The sequence below is a fragment of the Ferribacterium limneticum genome (assembly GCF_020510585.1).
Taxonomy (GTDB): domain Bacteria; phylum Pseudomonadota; class Gammaproteobacteria; order Burkholderiales; family Rhodocyclaceae; genus Azonexus.
Genome location: NZ_CP075190.1, coordinates 4,270,616 through 4,285,867 on the forward strand (window position 1 = coordinate 4,270,616; position 15,252 = coordinate 4,285,867).

Below are 15,252 nucleotides of genomic sequence, written 5' to 3' on the forward strand. Positions count from 1 at the left end.
TGGTCAGACGATCAGGTCGCCAGCGCATTGCTGGCGTGCTTCGAGCAGGGTTTCAAAGAGGGTTCGCGCATCGCCGCTGGCCCGGTGGCGACGCAGCGCCAGCCGCACTTCAACCGCTGCCCGGGTAGCGTGCCACAGGGTTTTCTCGCACTCGGACAACAGCTCGCGGATGTCCCGGAACTCGAATGACGGCACCAGATCGACCGCGTCGTACATCAGGCTGAGCCAGACATAGTCGTAGGACCAGGCGTCGCAATAAACGCGCTGGCCACGCAGGCTGCGGTTGAGCGCCAGACAGACTTCGACGGCGGATTTTCCGTAGCTGGCCAGTTGTTCGCGGGCGATGCCATGCACCGCCTCGGCCGAACTATCCCAATGCGTCCACCCCGGCTCCGGACGGATCAGCGTGCAGAACGAGCTGCCGTCCGGCATGAAATAGCCGATCTCGATCGGATAGCTGCCCTTGCCGAAGCCCGAGGCTTCGATGTCGATGATGATGGGCAAGGTCATGGCCTGCCGGGCACCGGACATCTCGGGTTTCAGCCGCAGCTCGCCTTGCAGTTGGCCGCATCGGCGGCGCAGGCCTTTTCATCGAGCAGTTTGCAGGCGCCTTTGGTCCGGTAGGTGAAATTGATGCCGCTCGGGTAGGAGCACACCAGCTTGGTCAGCTTGCCCTGCGCCACGACCTTCATGCTCGTCGCCTTGAGCACCTTGAACTTGTCGGCCGGCAGATCGCAGGAGACATAACCGTCGAACTCGCCATCCTTCGATTCCCAGCGCGCCGTGTTCTTCATCTGGCGATAGTCCTCAAAGCGAACGCATGAATCGGTCTGATTGGCATAGGCCTTGGCGTTGTCGCTGCAATAACCGTTGTAGGTGAATTTGAGCTCTTCTTCGCTCGGGCAGGCATTGACCTGGACGGCGGCGGCCAGCTCAGGGCAGGCAAGCTGAGCGGCAGAGGCCGAAAGACTCAGCGTGGCAGCAAACAGGGCAAGGGCAAGCGAACGAAGATTCATGGAAGTCCTTTGGCTGCAACGGCAAGGCGGGGTCGAGGTGCGCCACCCGAGGGCGACGCACCTCGCTGCACATCAGTCTTCGATGACTGCCGTGGTGTAGATTTCCTGCACGTCGTCGAGGTTTTCCAGCGCGTCGAGCAGCTTCTGCATCTTGACGCCTTCCTCGCCGGCGAAGACGTTTTCGCCTTCCGGCTTCATCGTCACTTCGCCGAATTCCGGCTTGAAGCCGGCGGCTTCGAGCGCGTCCTTGACGGCCATGTAGTCGTTGGGCGGGGTCAGCACTTCGATCGAGCCGTCGTCATTGGTCGTCACGTCGTCGGCGCCGGCTTCGATGGCGGCATCCATGAGCGCCGCTTCATCGGTGCCCGGCGCAAAAATCAGCTGGCCGACATGCTTGAATTGGAAAGCGACGCAGCCGTCGGAACCCATGTTGCCGCCGAACTTGGAGAACGCGTGGCGAACTTCGGCCACCGTGCGCACCTTGTTGTCGGTCAGGCAGTCGACCATGATCGCCGCGCCGCCGATGCCGTAGCCCTCGTAGCGGATCTCGATGTACTCGACACCTTCGAGTTCGCCCGTGCCCTTCTTGATCGCCGTGTCGATCTTGTCCTTGGGCATATTGACACCCTTGGCCTTGTCGACCGCGACGCGCAGGCGCGGGTTGAAGTTGATGTCGCCGCCGCCCATCTTGGACGCAACGGTAATTTCCTTGGCAATCTTGGAGAAGGCGGCACCGCGCTTCTCGTCCTGGCGACCTTTACGGTGCTGGATATTGGCCCACTTGGAATGACCAGCCATGCTGTTTTCCCTGAATGCAAATAACGAAGAAGGCGTGATTTTACTCGCCCCGAGGCTTCTCGTCAGGCCGGCGTAGCACGCCAACTTACGCTATTTAACAAAGCGCTATCGCGGCGTTGCTAGAATGCCGGAATACCTTTCCCGCTGGAGCCTTTTGCCATGTCCGAACCGATGTATCTCGCCAAATCCGAAGACGGTTACCCGGCCCTGCTGCCGCAGATGGCCAACCGCCACGGGCTGATCACCGGCGCCACCGGCACCGGCAAGACGGTGACCCTGCAATCGATGGCCGAACGGCTCTCGTTTGCTGGCGTGCCGGTCTTCATGGCCGATGTGAAGGGCGACCTCTCGGGCATGGGCGCCGCCGGCAATCCCTCGGAAAAGCTGCTCAAGCGCATTGCCGAACTCGGTCTCGAAGGCTTCGCCCCCTACGCCAACCCGGTCGCTTTCTGGGACGTCTTCGGCGAAAACGGCGTGCCGATCCGCGCCACCGTTTCCGACATGGGCCCGCTGCTCCTCGCCCGCCTGCTCAACCTCAACGACACGCAAGGCGGCGTCCTGCAACTGGTCTTCAAGATCGCCGACGACCAAGGCCTGCTCCTGCTCGACCTCAAGGACCTGCGCGCCATGGTCCAGCACGTCGGCGACAACGCCAAGACTTTCACCACCGAATACGGCAACGTCGCCTCGGCCTCCATCGGCGCCATCCAGCGCGGCCTGCTGACGCTCGAACAACAAGGCGGCGACCAGTTCTTCGGCGAGCCAATGCTCGACATCAACGACCTCATGAAAGTCGACGAAAACGGCCGCGGCGTCATCAACGTGCTGGCCGCCGAAAAGCTCGTGCAGGCCCCGGCCCTCTACTCAACCTTCCTGCTCTGGCTGCTCTCCGAACTCTTCGAGCAACTCCCCGAAGCCGGCGACCTCGACAAGCCCAAGCTCGCCTTCTTCTTCGACGAAGCCCACCTGCTGTTCAGCGACGCGCCGCAGGCGCTGACCGACAAGGTCGAACAGGTCGTTCGCCTGATCCGCTCCAAGGGCGTCGGCGTCTATTTCGTCACGCAGAACCCGCTCGACGTCCCGGAAAAAATCCTCGGCCAGCTCGGCAACCGCGTCCAGCACGCCCTGCGCGCCTTCACCCCGCGCGACCAGAAAGCCGTCCAGGCAGCCGCCGAAACCATGCGCGCCAACCCGAAATTCGACGCCGCCACGGCCATCACCGAACTCGGCGTCGGCGAAGCGCTGGTCTCCTTCCTTGACGAAAAAGGCCGGCCGACCATCGTCGAGCGTGGCTTCATCTTCCCGCCCGCCTCCCGCCTCGGCCCGCTGACCGCCGCCGAGCGCCAGGCCATCATCAAAGCCAGCCCGCTGCTCGCCACCTACGGCCAGACCATCGACCGCGAATCCGCCTACGAAATCCTGCGCGGCAAACCCGCCGCCACCCAGCCCGCCCCCGGCGCCATCCCCGCCCCGGCCGGCAACGGCAAGCTCAACGACAGCGACTGGGGCAACAGCGCCAACCAGGAGCCCGCCCGCCGCGAACCCGCCACGCAACCCCGCCAGAGCGCCCCGGCGCCGCAGGAATCCGGCGGCATTTTCGGCAGCATTGGCGAAATCCTGACGGGGAGTACCGGCCCGCGCGGCGGGCGCCGTGAAGGCGTGCTCGAAAGCGCAGCCAAAAGCGCTGCGCGCGGTGTCGCCGGAACGGTTGGTCGGGAAATCGGCAAGCAGATTTTGCGCGGGGTGCTCGGCTCCATACTCGGCGGGCGACGCTGAGGCACAGGGCAGCAATACGCCGCCTTTTTCTGGTTTGCCACGGTCAACTGGAAAAATCAACGAAAAATCAAAACGCTGCCTCCGGGAGGCGTTTTTCATGGAACCCGGTGCTTTCAACGCAGGAAAGAGGCTGCCCCCTATAACTCACGGGCAGGATAAAACACGAATGGCAGCCCTGAGATATTTCGCTCATTTCCGTGGTCAAACCTTGGTCGGGATTTGGCGCCCGCGGTAGTTATCGCCGCCTCTTGCCGGCAAAGGAGGAGATCATGACCATCGAACTGGATCACAGCATCGTTCCCTCGCACCACAAGGTGGCGTCGGCAAAGCTGCTGGCGGAGTTGCTCGGCGTTCCGTGGGCGGCCAGCGGGCTCGGCCCGTTCTCGCCGGTCTATGTCAATGACGGGCTGACCCTCGATTTCATCGAGACGGCCGAGTCTTTTCCGGTTTATCACTACTGCTTCCGGGTCAGCCCGGCAGATTTCGATGCCATTCTCGGCCGCATCGTGGCGGCCGGCATCCCGTACCGGAGCCGCGTCGGCGGTCCGATGGACAGGCAGATCAACACCGACTACGGTGGCAACATGATTTACTGGAACGAGCCCGACGGCCATCAGTGGGAAATCCTCACTGTCAGCTACGCCCGCCAGCCGGCCTAAACAAATCAGCCCTCTTCCAAGCGCTGAGAATATGAGAAATCGGCCGACGTGATTTTGACTTCCTAAGCAACTCAAAACAAAGAAATGGCGCAGAACCTCCTGCGCCATTTTCATTTTTGGGCCATTTATTCCGGTTGACCGTGGCATCCGCGATGAAGGCGCATAGGCGCCCCATTCGTGTGACAAACGGGAATTTCAGCGGATTTGCGCTGTCCACCACAGACGGAAAATGGCCCGGCTGGATACTGCGCCAGCGTTCAAAAACAGGAGGGTGATCATGAGCCAAACACTACCGCCACTCGGCATTCAGCGGGTCAAGGTTGTTGCCCTGGCCGTCAGGGAGATTGATCGCGCCAATCGGTTCTATAAGGAAACGCTCGGTCTGGAGCCGGCTTTCGAAGGTGAGGAACAGGTTGGCTGGTGGCTTGGCCAGGTGATCCTGATGCTCAAGCCGGACTGGGCAGCGCCGACTGAATTCCCGAATCCACGGGTTACGCTGGCCACCGATCATGCCCCGGCGACGCAGGAAGCATTGCGGGCACGCGGCATTGTGATTGCCAACGAGGTACAGGTTTATGGCGATTTCTACGTCGGCAGTTTTCTCGATAGCGAAGGCAACAAGCTTTGGTTTTGCTCGCCCGCCCCGCAGTCCGGAGCAGATTCCCAGTGAATAAGACTGGGTAAATTTGACGCCCAGATCGACTCAAAGCAATGGCGCAGAACCTCCGGCGCCATTTTCATTTTTGGGCATTTTTCCGGTTGACCGTAGCAATCCAAAACCGCCCATCTCATGCAACTCACGCCTTGCTGGTGAGCCAACACCAGCATATGCATCGAATTCAAATGATATATATCAATATCATTTCTTGCGACGAAGATAAAATCGCACGGCATTTTCATTTGGCATATTCGGATGACGTTGATTCTGGCCGCCAGATGCCTTACCTGCGGCGCTGTAGTCAATACGGGCCACTGTTCAATACACTCATGAAAGTAACCTGAAAGTCATGCGAATTCTTCGACAAATGATGCACGGCCTGAGCATTCTGGCCATCGCTGTGTCCTCTCAGTCAGCCCTGGCGGCCAATGATTGGCAGATCAATTCGGCCGGTAGTGGCGCTAACGGTGCGACAGCCATCTCGGCGCTCGATGTCAACGGCGTCGGCTTCGTGCAGCTACAGCCTGATGTCAACGTGCCTTACCTGTTCAGTTTCATTGAACATGGCGCCTATCGCGCGCTCAGCATCGATGGCAGTACGCAATTCGGTGCCAATGAAATCACCGTAAGCTATTCGGTTTCCGGTTCCGGCAACTTTCTTGACCAAAGTGCGCTGCGCATGTCGGCCGGGCGGATCGATCTGTTCTCCGACCCGAATCTGGATTTCGGCACCGGCGCGACCAATTATGGCGCCGACAATGGCACCCGCTTCGCCAGTTTCGAGATTGTCGACGGCTACCTGGCAAACGAACAGGGGCTGTTTATTGTGAATGCCCGCGGCATTGCCGGCAGTTTTGCCGAGGGTTATCTCTTCAACGCCGCCGGCACCGATCTGGCGACACTCTCGAACGTTCAGCTCGAACTGGCCCTGTTCAATCAGCCGAGTATCCCGGATGGTCCGATCATCTCGGGGATTGTCTGCGGCTTGGCCCAGGCCTGTCCGAACGGCACAGTTTCCCTCTCACCGCTGGCGTATACCGTCCAGGACAAAGGCTCGGTAGCCATTTCTGCAGTGCCCGAACCCGAGTCGTCAGCCATGCTGCTGGCTGGACTTGGCCTGGTCGCCGCCCTGACCCGTCGCCGTCGTTCGCCGCACAGGTCCGAACACATTTGATCAACAGATCTGCCCGATGAAAATGGCGCGACTTCGTTCGCGCCATTTTCATTTGTCAGCCTTTTTCACGTTTCACATGGAAAACCCGGTTGACCGCGGGCATGCCATGCCAACCCGATAAAAAACCTGTCGCTACCACCCGACACCACCGCTCTTGAAAACAAGCCAACTCATTGTTAAAAAACAATAATCATCGGCCAACACGCCGATCAGCATATGACATTAGCGTTATTGTGCATGCAAATGGAATTCATTAGGCTTGATTCCCGCCTTGGTGCCGCCACCGCTTCTGCCACGCCAATCGGCGTTTGCATGGAGCAGACCCGCCACAGGCAACGTCATCAACCTGATTTACAGAAAGAAGCTAACCATGTCTTTGATCAAATGGACCCATGAGGAATTCGCCACCAGCGTCGAGCAGCACGATGAAGAGCACAAGCATCTGTTCGCTCTGCTCAACGGATTGCATGCCTCGGTTGGCACCGGCGAACGTACATCCATCGGCAGGTCGCTGGACGGCTTGATTGCCTTCGTCGCCCAGCATTTCTCGGCCGAGGAGGAGAACATGCGCAAGGTTGGCTACCCGGCCATCGACCAGCACCTCCTCGAGCACGACAAGCTGGTGAAGACCTGCATCAACCTGCAACAGCAGTTCCATGCCGGGCACACCGACATCACCGAGGAAACCACCGCCTTCCTGCGCGACTGGCTCAAGCAGCATATTCCGCAGGTCGATCGCCAGTACGGCCCGGCCCTGTCGGCCATCTAACCCTGAGCGCTAGGGAGACTTGCTCTCCCACTCCCCCTTTGCCGGACGGCTCTGCCGCCCGGTTTTTTTTGGCCTTTTCGGCAGCTTCATGGGGATTCGCCCCCTGTGTCCCAAGAAGCCTGTTTCTCTTAAATTCCTGGCAGCCAGTTGTCCGTTAATCCTGACTAATTCCGCCGCACCAGATTGGCCAGCGCCGCCTTGTCGCGGATGCCGAGCTTGGCGTAGATGTTCTTCAGGTGGTTGCGCACGGTGGCCGGCGCGATGTACATCGTGCCGGCAATTTCATGGTAGCTGCGCCCTTCGGCGAAGCGCCGGGCAACGTCGAGTTCGCGCGGGCTCAACTGGTCGATGGGCAGACGCTGGCGGACGCGCAGCAACCACAAGTCGTTGATCTCTTCAACGCTGACGACGATCTGCGCGCCAACATGGCGGGCGCCCCCCTTGGCCCACAACTCGGCCGGCAACAGCGGGCCGTGCCAACCGGGCCATTCCAGCTGGAGCAGGGCGGCGAGGTCCGGACCGGCCGAAAACAGCACGCCGCTTCGGTCGCAGATAGCGGTGGCGATGCGCATCGGGTTGGCCTGGCGGCGCTCCGGCGTAACCGATGCCAGGCGATTGATGCTCCACGCTTCGACCAGGTGGGGCAGCAGGTTCTGCTTGAACTGCAGCTCGACATCGGTGAACGGGCGCCGTTTGTCGGCCCGATAGAAACCGGCGCCTTCAAGCAGGCCGATTTCCATATTGACGACGACTGTGCCGAGGATGTGCTCCATGCCGTATTGCCGGGCGTGGGCGACAACTTCGGGGACAAAGGGCTCGCCACCCTCCGGACCCAGCGCCGTGGCCCGGACCGTTTGCCCCGGCTGGGCCAGCGCCTTCTTCAAGACATTGTCGTGGTACTTGAGTTTTTCCCAGTTTTCCATCGTTTCCGGTGGCTGGCGGAAGGCAAAAACGGTATGGATTTTCGGCCCGGCAGCGTCGATTGTGCCGGCGGCCCAGAAGGCCGAATCGAATTCAAGCGCCTGGCGCGCCTCTTCCAGCGCCAGTTCCTGAAACTTGCTGGCCGGCGCGCTGGCAGCCAGCCGGTAAAGGCTGATCAACAGCTTGCCGAAACGGTCGAGCGCCCTTGGCCATTCCTCAACCCCCAACCTCTCGCCTGACTCAATCATTCTCGCTCCCGGCAAAATGATGCATATGCGTTATTCATTCTAGGACATCGAACGACTATTCTCACTGCATATATCGAGCCGTCCAGATGGCGCTGTTATTGGCTTCCAGGCCGCTCTTGAAAAGTGAAATCGTTGTTGTCACGAGGGGCGAAAATGAAACGCTATATCTTCACATCATTGTCGGTGCTGGTTCTGGGTGCCGGGCTGGCCTTTGTCATCAAGCATGAGAGCGGCGACGCTGCTTCCGACTGTGTCGCTCTCGCCAAACTCGCCGCCCGCTACCACCCATCCCAGCCGCCGGGCGACAACCCGATGGGCAGCGAAAAGCGCGCCTTCCAGCTCTGTGTCGCCGACCCCGTGGCTTTCAAGCGTCTATTCCACCGGGCGGCATAGTGGCCGACATTTCCTGGGAAGAACTGGTCGGCTGGCTGTTTGTGACCACCAACAGCGGCCGCCTGCTCGCCTACCTGCCGCAGATTGTCGCCACCGTACGTTGCCGGACCGGGGCGAAGAGCGTCTCGATTCTGACCTGGGGCTACTTCGGCATTGCCCATTTCGCGGCGCTGCTCTACGCCATCTACGTCCTCCACGATTCACGGTTGACCTGGGTATTTGCCGGCAATCTGGTCGTCACTCTCATTCTGGTCACGATCATTCTGTGGAAACGCTACGGCTACATGACCAGTGGACATTGCCCGGCATTGGTGACCCAGGACGCGATAACGGACGGCGCGATGCGGCCGTGAAGGCAATGAAATGGCGCCGAACCGCCGGCGCCATTTCATTTTTGCCCTTTTTTTCCGGTTGACCGTGGGATTCGCCGCAACGGCTATCCAGCAATCTCCGGCGCAGCCGGCTCGCCTCGCCCCGGCCGCAGCAGGCCGGCCAGCATCGTCCATTCATGCAGGCTCAGCCCGAGCAGGATCAGGCCGGTACCGAACCACAGGCGCAGGCCGATGCTCTCGCCGTTGAGCCAGTGGCCGAGCAGCAGCGCCATGACCGGGGTGATCAGCGTGATGAGCGCCACCTTCGAGGTTTCGAGGTGCTTGATCACGTAGTAATAGAGCGCGAAGCCGATCACCGAACCGAAGACGCCAAGGTACACAATGGCCGCCCCGGCGCGTGGCGGGACCATGTCAGGCAGTCGGCCGTCGGTCAGATACCAGACCAGGCCAAAGAAGGGCAGCGCGACGGCCAGCGTGCCGACAGTGGTGGCGAGTGGCGGGCTATCGTCACCGATGCGCTTGAGCCAGACGAGACAGCCGGAATAAACGAAGACGGCAACGAGCAGCGCGACCAGACCGAGCAGCGCATTTTCATGCCCGAGGCTGTCACCGTGGATGAAAATCGTTGCCAGACCGAGCGCGCCGAGCAGCATGCCGATCAGCTTGAGACGCGTCAGTGAGCGCTCACCGAGAAACAGCGCGGCGAGGATGCCGGCGGCCAGCGGCGACAAGCCGAAGAGGACAGAAATCAGCCCGGAATGAATGTAGCGCGCCGCCCAGTAGGTGAGCGCCATGGCGACGAACAGGCCAAGGCCGCCGACCAGATAGGCGCGACGCGCCCGGTCGTGCAGCGGAAAACGGATGCGCCAGACGATGATGACCGCGGCAGCGACAAGGACGCCGATCAGCATGCGGGCGAAGACGGCAAGGGCAAAACCGGTGCCCTCGGTACTCCACTGGATGGCCAATGGCGTGGTGGACCAGATCAGGATGATGCCGAGATAGGCGAAGGGTATGGACACAGTATTCTCCGGTTCAGTGCGGTTGAGGCGAGGGCGGATGCATGGCGGCCTGGGCGAGGCGCTCGGCATCAATGAAGGCAGCGATCATGGCGCGCCAGGTCGCATCGACCACGGCGGGATCGGCGCCCAGCTCGACGGCCAGCGCATCTACTTTCGCCAGTACCTGGGCGACCCGTTGCGGCGCTGGCACCTCCTCGGCGCTCTTCTTGAAGCCAGCCGCCTGCCGGACATAAGCGCCGCGTTCGGCAATCAGCGCCACCAGTTGGCGATCCAGACGATCGATGTTGTGGCGCACTTCCGCCAGCGAGGCACATTGGGCAAGACGAGTCATGGCACTTCCTTTCGTTGAGGAAAAACAGGGAGAAAACAAAAAGGCCGCGGGTTTCAAATCCGCGGCCTTTGCTGAAATCGGGTCAGAAAACTTCGACTATCTCACCCCGGGCCCCGGACAAACGGCAACGCGCCACGCACGCAGAATGCGGCGGCACGGGGCTTTCAGGACGAACAGGGAAATAGCAGAAATCATGGATTCATTTTGCCGGCATATTGTGCAGTGCGTCAAGCGCCGGCTTGATCTGCGCGGCAATCGGCGTCGTCGGACGTCCGATCAACTGGCCCAACTGATGGCTGTCATCGAACAGCGCGCCCTGAGCGGCGCCCGCATCGGAGTCGGCCAGCAAGCCGGCAAAGGCATCGGGCAATCCGGCGCCGACCAGCGCCGCCTTGAATTCGGCTTCGGGCAGGTTCTGGTAGACGACGGGCTGTCCGGACTGGCGCGCCACCTCGGCGGCCAGCTCGGCCAGCGAATAGCTTGCATCGCCGGCCAGTTCGTACACGCGTCCGGCCTGGTTGTCGGCGGTCAGCACCGCAGCAGCAGCGGCGGCGTAGTCGGCCCGGGCAGCCGAGGCAATCCGGCCATCGCCGGCGCTGCCGATCAGCGCCCCGTACTGCAATGCCGTCGGCACGCTGGCCAGATAGTTTTCCGAATACCAGCCATTGCGCAGCAGCACGAAGGGCACGCCTGAATCCTTGAGCAGCGCCTCGGTCGCCTTGTGTTCGGCGGCCAGCCCGAGCGGCGAGGTTTCGGCATGGAGCAGGCTGGTATAAGCGATCAGCTTGACCCCGGCGCGGCTGGCCGCTTCGATGACGGCGTGGTGCTGCGGGAGGCGGCTGCCGACTTCGCTCGAAGAAATGAGCAGCAGCTTGTCCACCCCGCGGAAGGCGGCTTCCAGCGTCGCCGGCTGGTTGTAGTCGGCGTGCCGGACGTGCACGCCGCGCCCGGCCAGGTCGGCGACCCGATCCGGATTGCGCACGGCAGCCACAATTTCAGTGGCCGGCAATTTTTTCAATAACGCTTCGATGACAAGACGGCCGAGTTGGCCGGAGGCTCCGGTGATGGCGATCATGGTTGAAACTCCTTGGGGCGGTTAAGAAGAAATGGCAGAATATCAACCATACTAATTTTTAGTAAGTACGCACACAAAGGTAAGTACCCATGCACAACGATAACCCCCAAGTCGCCGAGGCGTCTGCCACACTGTCGGCGCGGATGCGGCGCGGCGACCTGTTCGCGGAAAAGTGCCCGTCGCGCGACGTCCTCAAACACGTCACCAGTCGCTGGGGCGTGCTCATCCTCGTCGCCTTGCTCGGCGGCACCCACCGCTTCAGCGACCTGCGCCGCAAGACCGCCGGCGTCAGCGAACGCATGCTCGCCCAGACCCTGAAATGGCTCGAAGGCGACGGCTTTGTCGCCCGCAAGGCCTACCCGGTCGTCCCACCCCACGTCGAATACAGCCTGACCCCGCTCGGCCGCGAAGTCGCCATCAAGGTCGAAGCCCTGGCCGACTGGATCGAAGGAAACCTGCCGCAAATCATGGCCGCCCAGGTTCCGCCCGAGGCATGAGCGGTGCCGGGACTGCTGGCCAACCGGGAAATCGCCTGGCGGTCATCAAGCCGGCGTAAAATAAGCGTTTTCTAATTTACATTGGAGTCCGCCATGAAAGCTTTTCTCCCCGTTGCCTTGCTCCTGGCCGCCCTGCCCGCCCTGGCCCAGGACATCGCCGCGCTGACCGCCGAAACCAAGAAAGCCGTGCTGCCGGTTGTCCCCAAGGTGGTCGCCGCGATGCAGGAAGCCGTCGCCGAAAAGGGCGTGGCCGGAGCGATTCCCGTGTGCAAGGACCAGGCGCCGGAACTGATCAAGGCCAAGCGCCAGGAAACCGGCTGGGACATTCGCCGCGTCAGCCTCAAGACGCGCAACGCCGAGCGCGGCACGCCGGATTTGTGGGAGGTTCGCCAACTGGCCGATTTCAACATTCGCGCCGCCAATGGCGAGAAGATCGACACGATGGAAAAGAGCGAGATCGTCAGCATCGACGGCAAGCCAGTCTTCCGCTACATGAAAGCGCTGCCGGTCGGCGACGTCTGCCTGAAGTGCCACGGTGCGGTCGATGGCATGGACGCCGGCCTCAAGGCCAAGCTCGCCGAGAGCTACCCGCACGATCAGGCGACCGGCTACAGCAAGGGCCAGATTCGCGGTGCGCTGACGGTGAAGCGTCCGCTGTAACGCGCATGTCGGGGCGGACGGTCGCTAACGTGGCAACCGTCCGAAGGCGCTTTGAACAGAGCGGCCAGTCAAGCACAATGGCATCTCGACCAGCTCCGGATGGAACAACCCCATGCGCTCAACTGCAATCTTCGCCTTTTGCCTGCTCACCCTCGGCGGCTGCCAGACGGCCTACGAGGCAGGGCAGCAAAGCTCCGAACACCAATGCCGAAAACTGCCACCAGGCGAGGCGGAAAACTGCCTGGCAAGGATCAACCGGCAGAGCTATTCCGACTACGAAAAGGAACGCAAGGCGAGATAGCGGGCCAGAGAGCGGCAGATTGAGCCTGCTCCCGAACGTCACTCCGACAGCCGCAGAGCTTCGCCCGAAACACCGCCCTTGCCGGCCAGATGGTCGAAGAGGGCGGCCGCCGCCGGGCCAAGGGCAGCCCGCGAACGAACGCACAATTGCAGATCGCGCGGCGCCCACGGATCGGTGATTTCTATCGTTTTGATGCCGTCCACCGCAGCAGAACGCGGCACCATGCCGATGCCGACCCCGGCCGCCACCATGCGACAGACGGCACTGAAACTGCGCACCTGAATGCGTACATCGAGCCGACTGCCGAGGCGGGCAGCGTGGTTCATCATGAAGGTGTGGATGGCGCTGCCGGCGTGCAGGCAGACGAAGGGTTCGCCCAGCACGTCGGCGAAGGCCAGTTCCCTTTTGTCGGCCAGTGGGTGGCCGGGGGCGACGATGAGGACCAGCCGGTCCTGCCGATAGGGCCGGGTTTCGACGCCGGCCAGCCCGACGTCCGAAGCCACAACACCGATATCGACCTGCCCGGCCACCACGGCCTGGATGATCGCCGGGCTCGGCTGTTCTTCGAGGCTGACCCGGAGGCGCGGGTGTTCACGCAGGAAATCGCCGAGGTCTTCGGGCAAAAAACAGTTGATGGCGTTGGTGTTGGCAAACACCGTGACCTGGCTGTTCAGGCCGCTGGCGTAGGGCGCCAGGTCGGCGTGCATCTGTTCGAGCTGGGCGAAGACTTGCCGGGCGTGGCGGAGCAGCGATTCACCGGCCGCCGTCGGCGTCAGGCCGCGGGCATGGCGGGCGAAGAGCGGCACGCCGAGAGCGGCTTCAAGCTGGGTCAGGCGATGGCTGGCCGAGGACGGCGCCAGATGCACCTGTTCGGCAGCGCGGGTCAGGCTGCCGGAATCGGCGATGGCGGCGACCAGCCGCAGGTCGGGTAGATCGTAGCGCATGGTTTCGTCCATAACGAATGCTTGCTTTGGATAATACCAATTGCTCGCCGCACCAATGGCGTTTTTAATGGCATCTGGCCAATATCAACCCGGGAATGGTTTTGGAAAAATCGAATGCTTATGGTGCAGGTCTGGCGCTCATCGCGGCGCTCGGCTTTTCGCTGAAAGCAATTTTCGTCAAGCTGGCTTATCCGTATGGCGTCGATGCCATCACGCTGCTCGCCCTGCGCATGGGTTTCGCGCTGCCGGTTTTTCTCTGGGTCGGCCTGGCCGGGCAGCGGGCCGGCGCCAGCCTGACGCGCGACGACTGGCTCAAGCTGTTCGCCCTTGGCTGCCTTGGCTATTACGGTGCAAGCATTCTCGACTTCTGGGGGCTGGAATACATTTCGGCCGGCCTCGAACGGCTGATCCTGTTCACCTACCCGACGCTGACCATCCTGATCGGCGTGCTCTTTCAGGGCAAGCCCTTCACCCGGCGCGAAGTCGTTGCCGTGGCGCTGTGCTACCTCGGCATCGGCTTCGCCTTCATTCACGACCTTGGCCTCGGCGAGGCACGCAACGTATGGATCGGTGGCGCCCTGGTCTTCGGTTCCAGCGTGTCGTATGCGCTCTATCTGTCGGGCAGCGGGACCATGATCGCCCGCCTTGGCGCCATGCGCTTTTCGGCGCTGGCCATGCTCGTTTCGTCGGCCGTGACGCTGGCCCATTTTTCCACTTCGCACCCGATCACCGCCTTCATCCAGCCGCTGCCGGTTTATGGCTGGGGGCTGGCCATGGCGGTGTTCGCCACCATCGTGCCGGTCTTTGCCCAGTCGGCAGCGATCCGCCGGATCGGTGCCGGGCGCGCTTCGCTGTTCGGCATGGTCGGGCCGATGCTGACCATCGCCTTCGGCTGGTGGCTGCTCGACGAAGCGATTTCGCTGGCGCAGATGGCCGGCGCCGCGCTGGTGGTTATCGGCATACTGATCGTCAGCCGCCGGTAAATGCACTTCGGGTTAGAATCCCGAGCATGATCGGCATCCTTCTCATCACCCACGGCAGCTATGGCGAGGCGCTCGTCCAGAACGTCAGCCATGTGCTGAACAAGCGTCCGGCGCAGGTGATGCAGCTCGGCCTGACCTCCCAGGATGACCCGCTCGACATCCTGCCCATGGCGCGCGAGATACTCGCCCTGGTCGACAAGGGCGAAGGCGTGCTGATCCTGACCGATATTTTCGGCGCTTCTCCGGCCAACCTTGCGCTAAAGTTGCTGGAACGTGGCCGCGTCGAAGGTCTGACCGGTGTCAATATGCCCATGCTGTTACGCGCCCTGACTTACCGCGACAAGGGCATGGAAACCCTGCTCGTTCGCGCCCGCGATGGCGGCCGCGACGGCATCATCAACATGCTGGACCACTGAAAAATATGCTGACGACTGAAACCGACATCATCAACAAGCTCGGCCTTCATGCCCGCGCTTCCGCCAAGCTGACCCAGATGGCCGGCAAGTACAAATGCGAGGTGTGGATGAGCAAGGGCCCGCGCCGGATCAACGCCAAGAGCATCATGGGCGTCATGATGCTGGCCGCCGGCAAGGGTGCCAAGGTGACCATCGAAACCAACGGCGTCGACGAGGCCGAGGCCATGGAAGCCCTGCTGGCGCTGATCGCCGACTATTTCGGCGAGGGAGAATAAGCAA

The 15,252-nt window shown here is 61.8% G+C and carries 21 protein-coding genes; 13 read left to right on the plus strand and 8 right to left on the minus strand.

Annotated features, from left to right (window positions below; translation table 11 throughout):
- Positions 1-3: 3 nt before the first annotated feature.
- The 3 genes from KI613_RS20415 to KI613_RS20425 form a co-directional block, all read right to left on the minus strand.
- Positions 4-531, minus strand: coding sequence for a 3'-5' exonuclease (locus tag KI613_RS20415; RefSeq protein ID WP_226402953.1), 528 nt, complete (start codon positions 529-531; stop codon positions 4-6).
- 8 nt (positions 532-539) lie between these two features.
- On the minus strand, positions 540-1,016 hold the full coding sequence (locus tag KI613_RS20420) for a hypothetical protein (RefSeq protein ID WP_226402955.1): 477 nt from the start codon (positions 1,014-1,016) through the stop codon (positions 540-542).
- 72 nt (positions 1,017-1,088) lie between these two features.
- Positions 1,089-1,814 carry a YebC/PmpR family DNA-binding transcriptional regulator gene (locus tag KI613_RS20425; protein WP_226402957.1) on the minus strand — a complete coding sequence of 242 codons (726 nt, stop codon included), beginning with the start codon at positions 1,812-1,814 and terminating at the stop codon, positions 1,089-1,091.
- A gap of 159 nt (positions 1,815-1,973) precedes the next feature.
- Between KI613_RS20425 and KI613_RS20430 the strand changes: the two genes are divergently transcribed.
- The 5 genes from KI613_RS20430 (at position 1,974) to KI613_RS20450 (ending at position 6,850) form a co-directional block, all read left to right on the plus strand.
- A complete protein-coding gene (locus KI613_RS20430; RefSeq protein WP_226402959.1) occupies positions 1,974-3,590 on the plus strand; it encodes a helicase HerA-like domain-containing protein in 1,617 nt (538 codons plus the stop codon).
- A 269-nt stretch (positions 3,591-3,859) separates the two neighbouring features.
- A complete protein-coding gene (locus KI613_RS20435; protein WP_226402961.1) occupies positions 3,860-4,249 on the plus strand; it encodes a VOC family protein in 390 nt (129 codons plus the stop codon).
- A gap of 277 nt (positions 4,250-4,526) precedes the next feature.
- Positions 4,527-4,919 carry a VOC family protein gene (locus KI613_RS20440; RefSeq protein ID WP_226402963.1) on the plus strand — a complete coding sequence of 131 codons (393 nt, stop codon included), beginning with the start codon at positions 4,527-4,529 and terminating at the stop codon, positions 4,917-4,919.
- Positions 4,920-5,256: 337 nt separating this feature from the next.
- A complete protein-coding gene (pepA, locus tag KI613_RS20445) occupies positions 5,257-6,081 on the plus strand; it encodes a flocculation-associated PEP-CTERM protein PepA (RefSeq protein WP_226402965.1) in 825 nt (274 codons plus the stop codon).
- Positions 6,082-6,451: 370 nt separating this feature from the next.
- Positions 6,452-6,850 carry a bacteriohemerythrin gene (locus tag KI613_RS20450; protein WP_226402967.1) on the plus strand — a complete coding sequence of 133 codons (399 nt, stop codon included), beginning with the start codon at positions 6,452-6,454 and terminating at the stop codon, positions 6,848-6,850.
- 164 nt (positions 6,851-7,014) lie between these two features.
- Here the strand turns inward: KI613_RS20450 and KI613_RS20455 are convergent, their stop codons facing one another.
- Positions 7,015-8,019, minus strand: coding sequence for a helix-turn-helix transcriptional regulator (locus KI613_RS20455; RefSeq protein ID WP_226402969.1), 1,005 nt, complete (start codon positions 8,017-8,019; stop codon positions 7,015-7,017).
- Between the two features lie 153 nt (positions 8,020-8,172).
- On the opposite strand from KI613_RS20455, the gene KI613_RS20460 reads away from it, so the two are divergent.
- Both KI613_RS20460 and KI613_RS20465 read left to right on the plus strand, forming a co-directional pair.
- On the plus strand, positions 8,173-8,412 hold the full coding sequence (locus KI613_RS20460) for a hypothetical protein (RefSeq protein ID WP_226402971.1): 240 nt from the start codon (positions 8,173-8,175) through the stop codon (positions 8,410-8,412).
- Positions 8,412-8,765, plus strand: a complete 354-nt coding sequence (locus KI613_RS20465) for a hypothetical protein (RefSeq protein ID WP_226402973.1) — start codon at positions 8,412-8,414, stop codon at positions 8,763-8,765. Before KI613_RS20460 ends, KI613_RS20465 begins: the two co-directional genes overlap by 1 nt.
- 83 nt (positions 8,766-8,848) lie before the next feature.
- On the opposite strand, the gene KI613_RS20470 is transcribed toward KI613_RS20465, so the two are convergent.
- The 3 genes from KI613_RS20470 to KI613_RS20480 all read right to left on the minus strand — a co-directional run bounded on the left by KI613_RS20470 (position 8,849) and on the right by KI613_RS20480 (position 11,172).
- Positions 8,849-9,766: a DMT family transporter gene (locus KI613_RS20470; RefSeq protein ID WP_226402975.1), complete on the minus strand. Its 918-nt coding sequence runs from the start codon at positions 9,764-9,766 to the stop codon at positions 8,849-8,851.
- 13 nt (positions 9,767-9,779) lie between these two features.
- Positions 9,780-10,097, minus strand: coding sequence for a chorismate mutase (locus KI613_RS20475; RefSeq protein WP_226402977.1), 318 nt, complete (start codon positions 10,095-10,097; stop codon positions 9,780-9,782).
- 199 nt (positions 10,098-10,296) lie between these two features.
- Complete coding sequence (locus tag KI613_RS20480; RefSeq protein ID WP_226402979.1) at positions 10,297-11,172, minus strand: SDR family oxidoreductase; 876 nt, start codon at positions 11,170-11,172, stop codon at positions 10,297-10,299.
- An 89-nt stretch (positions 11,173-11,261) separates the two neighbouring features.
- Between KI613_RS20480 and KI613_RS20485 the strand changes: the two genes are divergently transcribed.
- The 3 genes from KI613_RS20485 to KI613_RS20495 all read left to right on the plus strand — a co-directional run bounded on the left by KI613_RS20485 (position 11,262) and on the right by KI613_RS20495 (position 12,630).
- Positions 11,262-11,669 carry a winged helix-turn-helix transcriptional regulator gene (locus KI613_RS20485; RefSeq protein WP_226402981.1) on the plus strand — a complete coding sequence of 136 codons (408 nt, stop codon included), beginning with the start codon at positions 11,262-11,264 and terminating at the stop codon, positions 11,667-11,669.
- Positions 11,670-11,762: 93 nt separating this feature from the next.
- On the plus strand, positions 11,763-12,329 hold the full coding sequence (locus KI613_RS20490) for a Tll0287-like domain-containing protein (protein ID WP_226402983.1): 567 nt from the start codon (positions 11,763-11,765) through the stop codon (positions 12,327-12,329).
- Positions 12,330-12,441: 112 nt separating this feature from the next.
- Positions 12,442-12,630: a hypothetical protein gene (locus tag KI613_RS20495; protein ID WP_226402985.1), complete on the plus strand. Its 189-nt coding sequence runs from the start codon at positions 12,442-12,444 to the stop codon at positions 12,628-12,630.
- Positions 12,631-12,668: 38 nt separating this feature from the next.
- Here the strand turns inward: KI613_RS20495 and KI613_RS20500 are convergent, their stop codons facing one another.
- Entirely contained in the window at positions 12,669-13,586 is a 918-nt protein-coding gene (locus tag KI613_RS20500; protein ID WP_226402987.1) for a LysR family transcriptional regulator, read from the minus strand.
- 83 nt (positions 13,587-13,669) lie between these two features.
- Here KI613_RS20500 and KI613_RS20505 point away from each other — a divergent pair, with 83 nt between their 5' ends.
- Genes KI613_RS20505 through KI613_RS20515 form a run of 3 tightly spaced genes read left to right on the plus strand, consistent with a single transcriptional unit; the run spans position 13,670 to position 15,248 of the window.
- On the plus strand, positions 13,670-14,557 hold the full coding sequence (locus KI613_RS20505; RefSeq protein ID WP_226402989.1) for a DMT family transporter: 888 nt from the start codon (positions 13,670-13,672) through the stop codon (positions 14,555-14,557).
- A gap of 26 nt (positions 14,558-14,583) precedes the next feature.
- On the plus strand, positions 14,584-14,973 hold the full coding sequence (locus tag KI613_RS20510; protein ID WP_226402991.1) for a PTS sugar transporter subunit IIA: 390 nt from the start codon (positions 14,584-14,586) through the stop codon (positions 14,971-14,973).
- 5 nt (positions 14,974-14,978) lie between these two features.
- A complete protein-coding gene (locus KI613_RS20515) occupies positions 14,979-15,248 on the plus strand; it encodes an HPr family phosphocarrier protein (RefSeq protein ID WP_226402993.1) in 270 nt (89 codons plus the stop codon).
- Positions 15,249-15,252 lie beyond the last annotated feature (4 nt).

What these genes read in the sequence shown, in the direction of transcription:
- KI613_RS20415 (WP_226402953.1), bottom strand. Translation starts at nt 531, where the DNA reads ATGTCCGGTGCCCGGCAGGCCATGACCTTGCCCATCATCATCGACATC.
- KI613_RS20420 (WP_226402955.1), bottom strand. Translation starts at nt 1,016, where the DNA reads ATGAATCTTCGTTCGCTTGCCCTTGCCCTGTTTGCTGCCACGCTGAGT.
- KI613_RS20425 (WP_226402957.1), bottom strand. Translation starts at nt 1,814, where the DNA reads ATGGCTGGTCATTCCAAGTGGGCCAATATCCAGCACCGTAAAGGTCGC.
- KI613_RS20430 (WP_226402959.1), top strand. Translation starts at nt 1,974, where the DNA reads ATGTCCGAACCGATGTATCTCGCCAAATCCGAAGACGGTTACCCGGCC.
- KI613_RS20435 (WP_226402961.1), top strand. Translation starts at nt 3,860, where the DNA reads ATGACCATCGAACTGGATCACAGCATCGTTCCCTCGCACCACAAGGTG.
- KI613_RS20440 (WP_226402963.1), top strand. Translation starts at nt 4,527, where the DNA reads ATGAGCCAAACACTACCGCCACTCGGCATTCAGCGGGTCAAGGTTGTT.
- pepA (WP_226402965.1), top strand. Translation starts at nt 5,257, where the DNA reads ATGCGAATTCTTCGACAAATGATGCACGGCCTGAGCATTCTGGCCATC.
- KI613_RS20450 (WP_226402967.1), top strand. Translation starts at nt 6,452, where the DNA reads ATGTCTTTGATCAAATGGACCCATGAGGAATTCGCCACCAGCGTCGAG.
- KI613_RS20455 (WP_226402969.1), bottom strand. Translation starts at nt 8,019, where the DNA reads ATGATTGAGTCAGGCGAGAGGTTGGGGGTTGAGGAATGGCCAAGGGCG.
- KI613_RS20460 (WP_226402971.1), top strand. Translation starts at nt 8,173, where the DNA reads ATGAAACGCTATATCTTCACATCATTGTCGGTGCTGGTTCTGGGTGCC.
- KI613_RS20475 (WP_226402977.1), bottom strand. Translation starts at nt 10,097, where the DNA reads ATGACTCGTCTTGCCCAATGTGCCTCGCTGGCGGAAGTGCGCCACAAC.
- KI613_RS20480 (WP_226402979.1), bottom strand. Translation starts at nt 11,172, where the DNA reads ATGATCGCCATCACCGGAGCCTCCGGCCAACTCGGCCGTCTTGTCATC.
- KI613_RS20485 (WP_226402981.1), top strand. Translation starts at nt 11,262, where the DNA reads ATGCACAACGATAACCCCCAAGTCGCCGAGGCGTCTGCCACACTGTCG.
- KI613_RS20490 (WP_226402983.1), top strand. Translation starts at nt 11,763, where the DNA reads ATGAAAGCTTTTCTCCCCGTTGCCTTGCTCCTGGCCGCCCTGCCCGCC.
- KI613_RS20495 (WP_226402985.1), top strand. Translation starts at nt 12,442, where the DNA reads ATGCGCTCAACTGCAATCTTCGCCTTTTGCCTGCTCACCCTCGGCGGC.
- KI613_RS20500 (WP_226402987.1), bottom strand. Translation starts at nt 13,586, where the DNA reads ATGGACGAAACCATGCGCTACGATCTACCCGACCTGCGGCTGGTCGCC.
- KI613_RS20505 (WP_226402989.1), top strand. Translation starts at nt 13,670, where the DNA reads ATGGTTTTGGAAAAATCGAATGCTTATGGTGCAGGTCTGGCGCTCATC.
- KI613_RS20510 (WP_226402991.1), top strand. Translation starts at nt 14,584, where the DNA reads ATGATCGGCATCCTTCTCATCACCCACGGCAGCTATGGCGAGGCGCTC.
- KI613_RS20515 (WP_226402993.1), top strand. Translation starts at nt 14,979, where the DNA reads ATGCTGACGACTGAAACCGACATCATCAACAAGCTCGGCCTTCATGCC.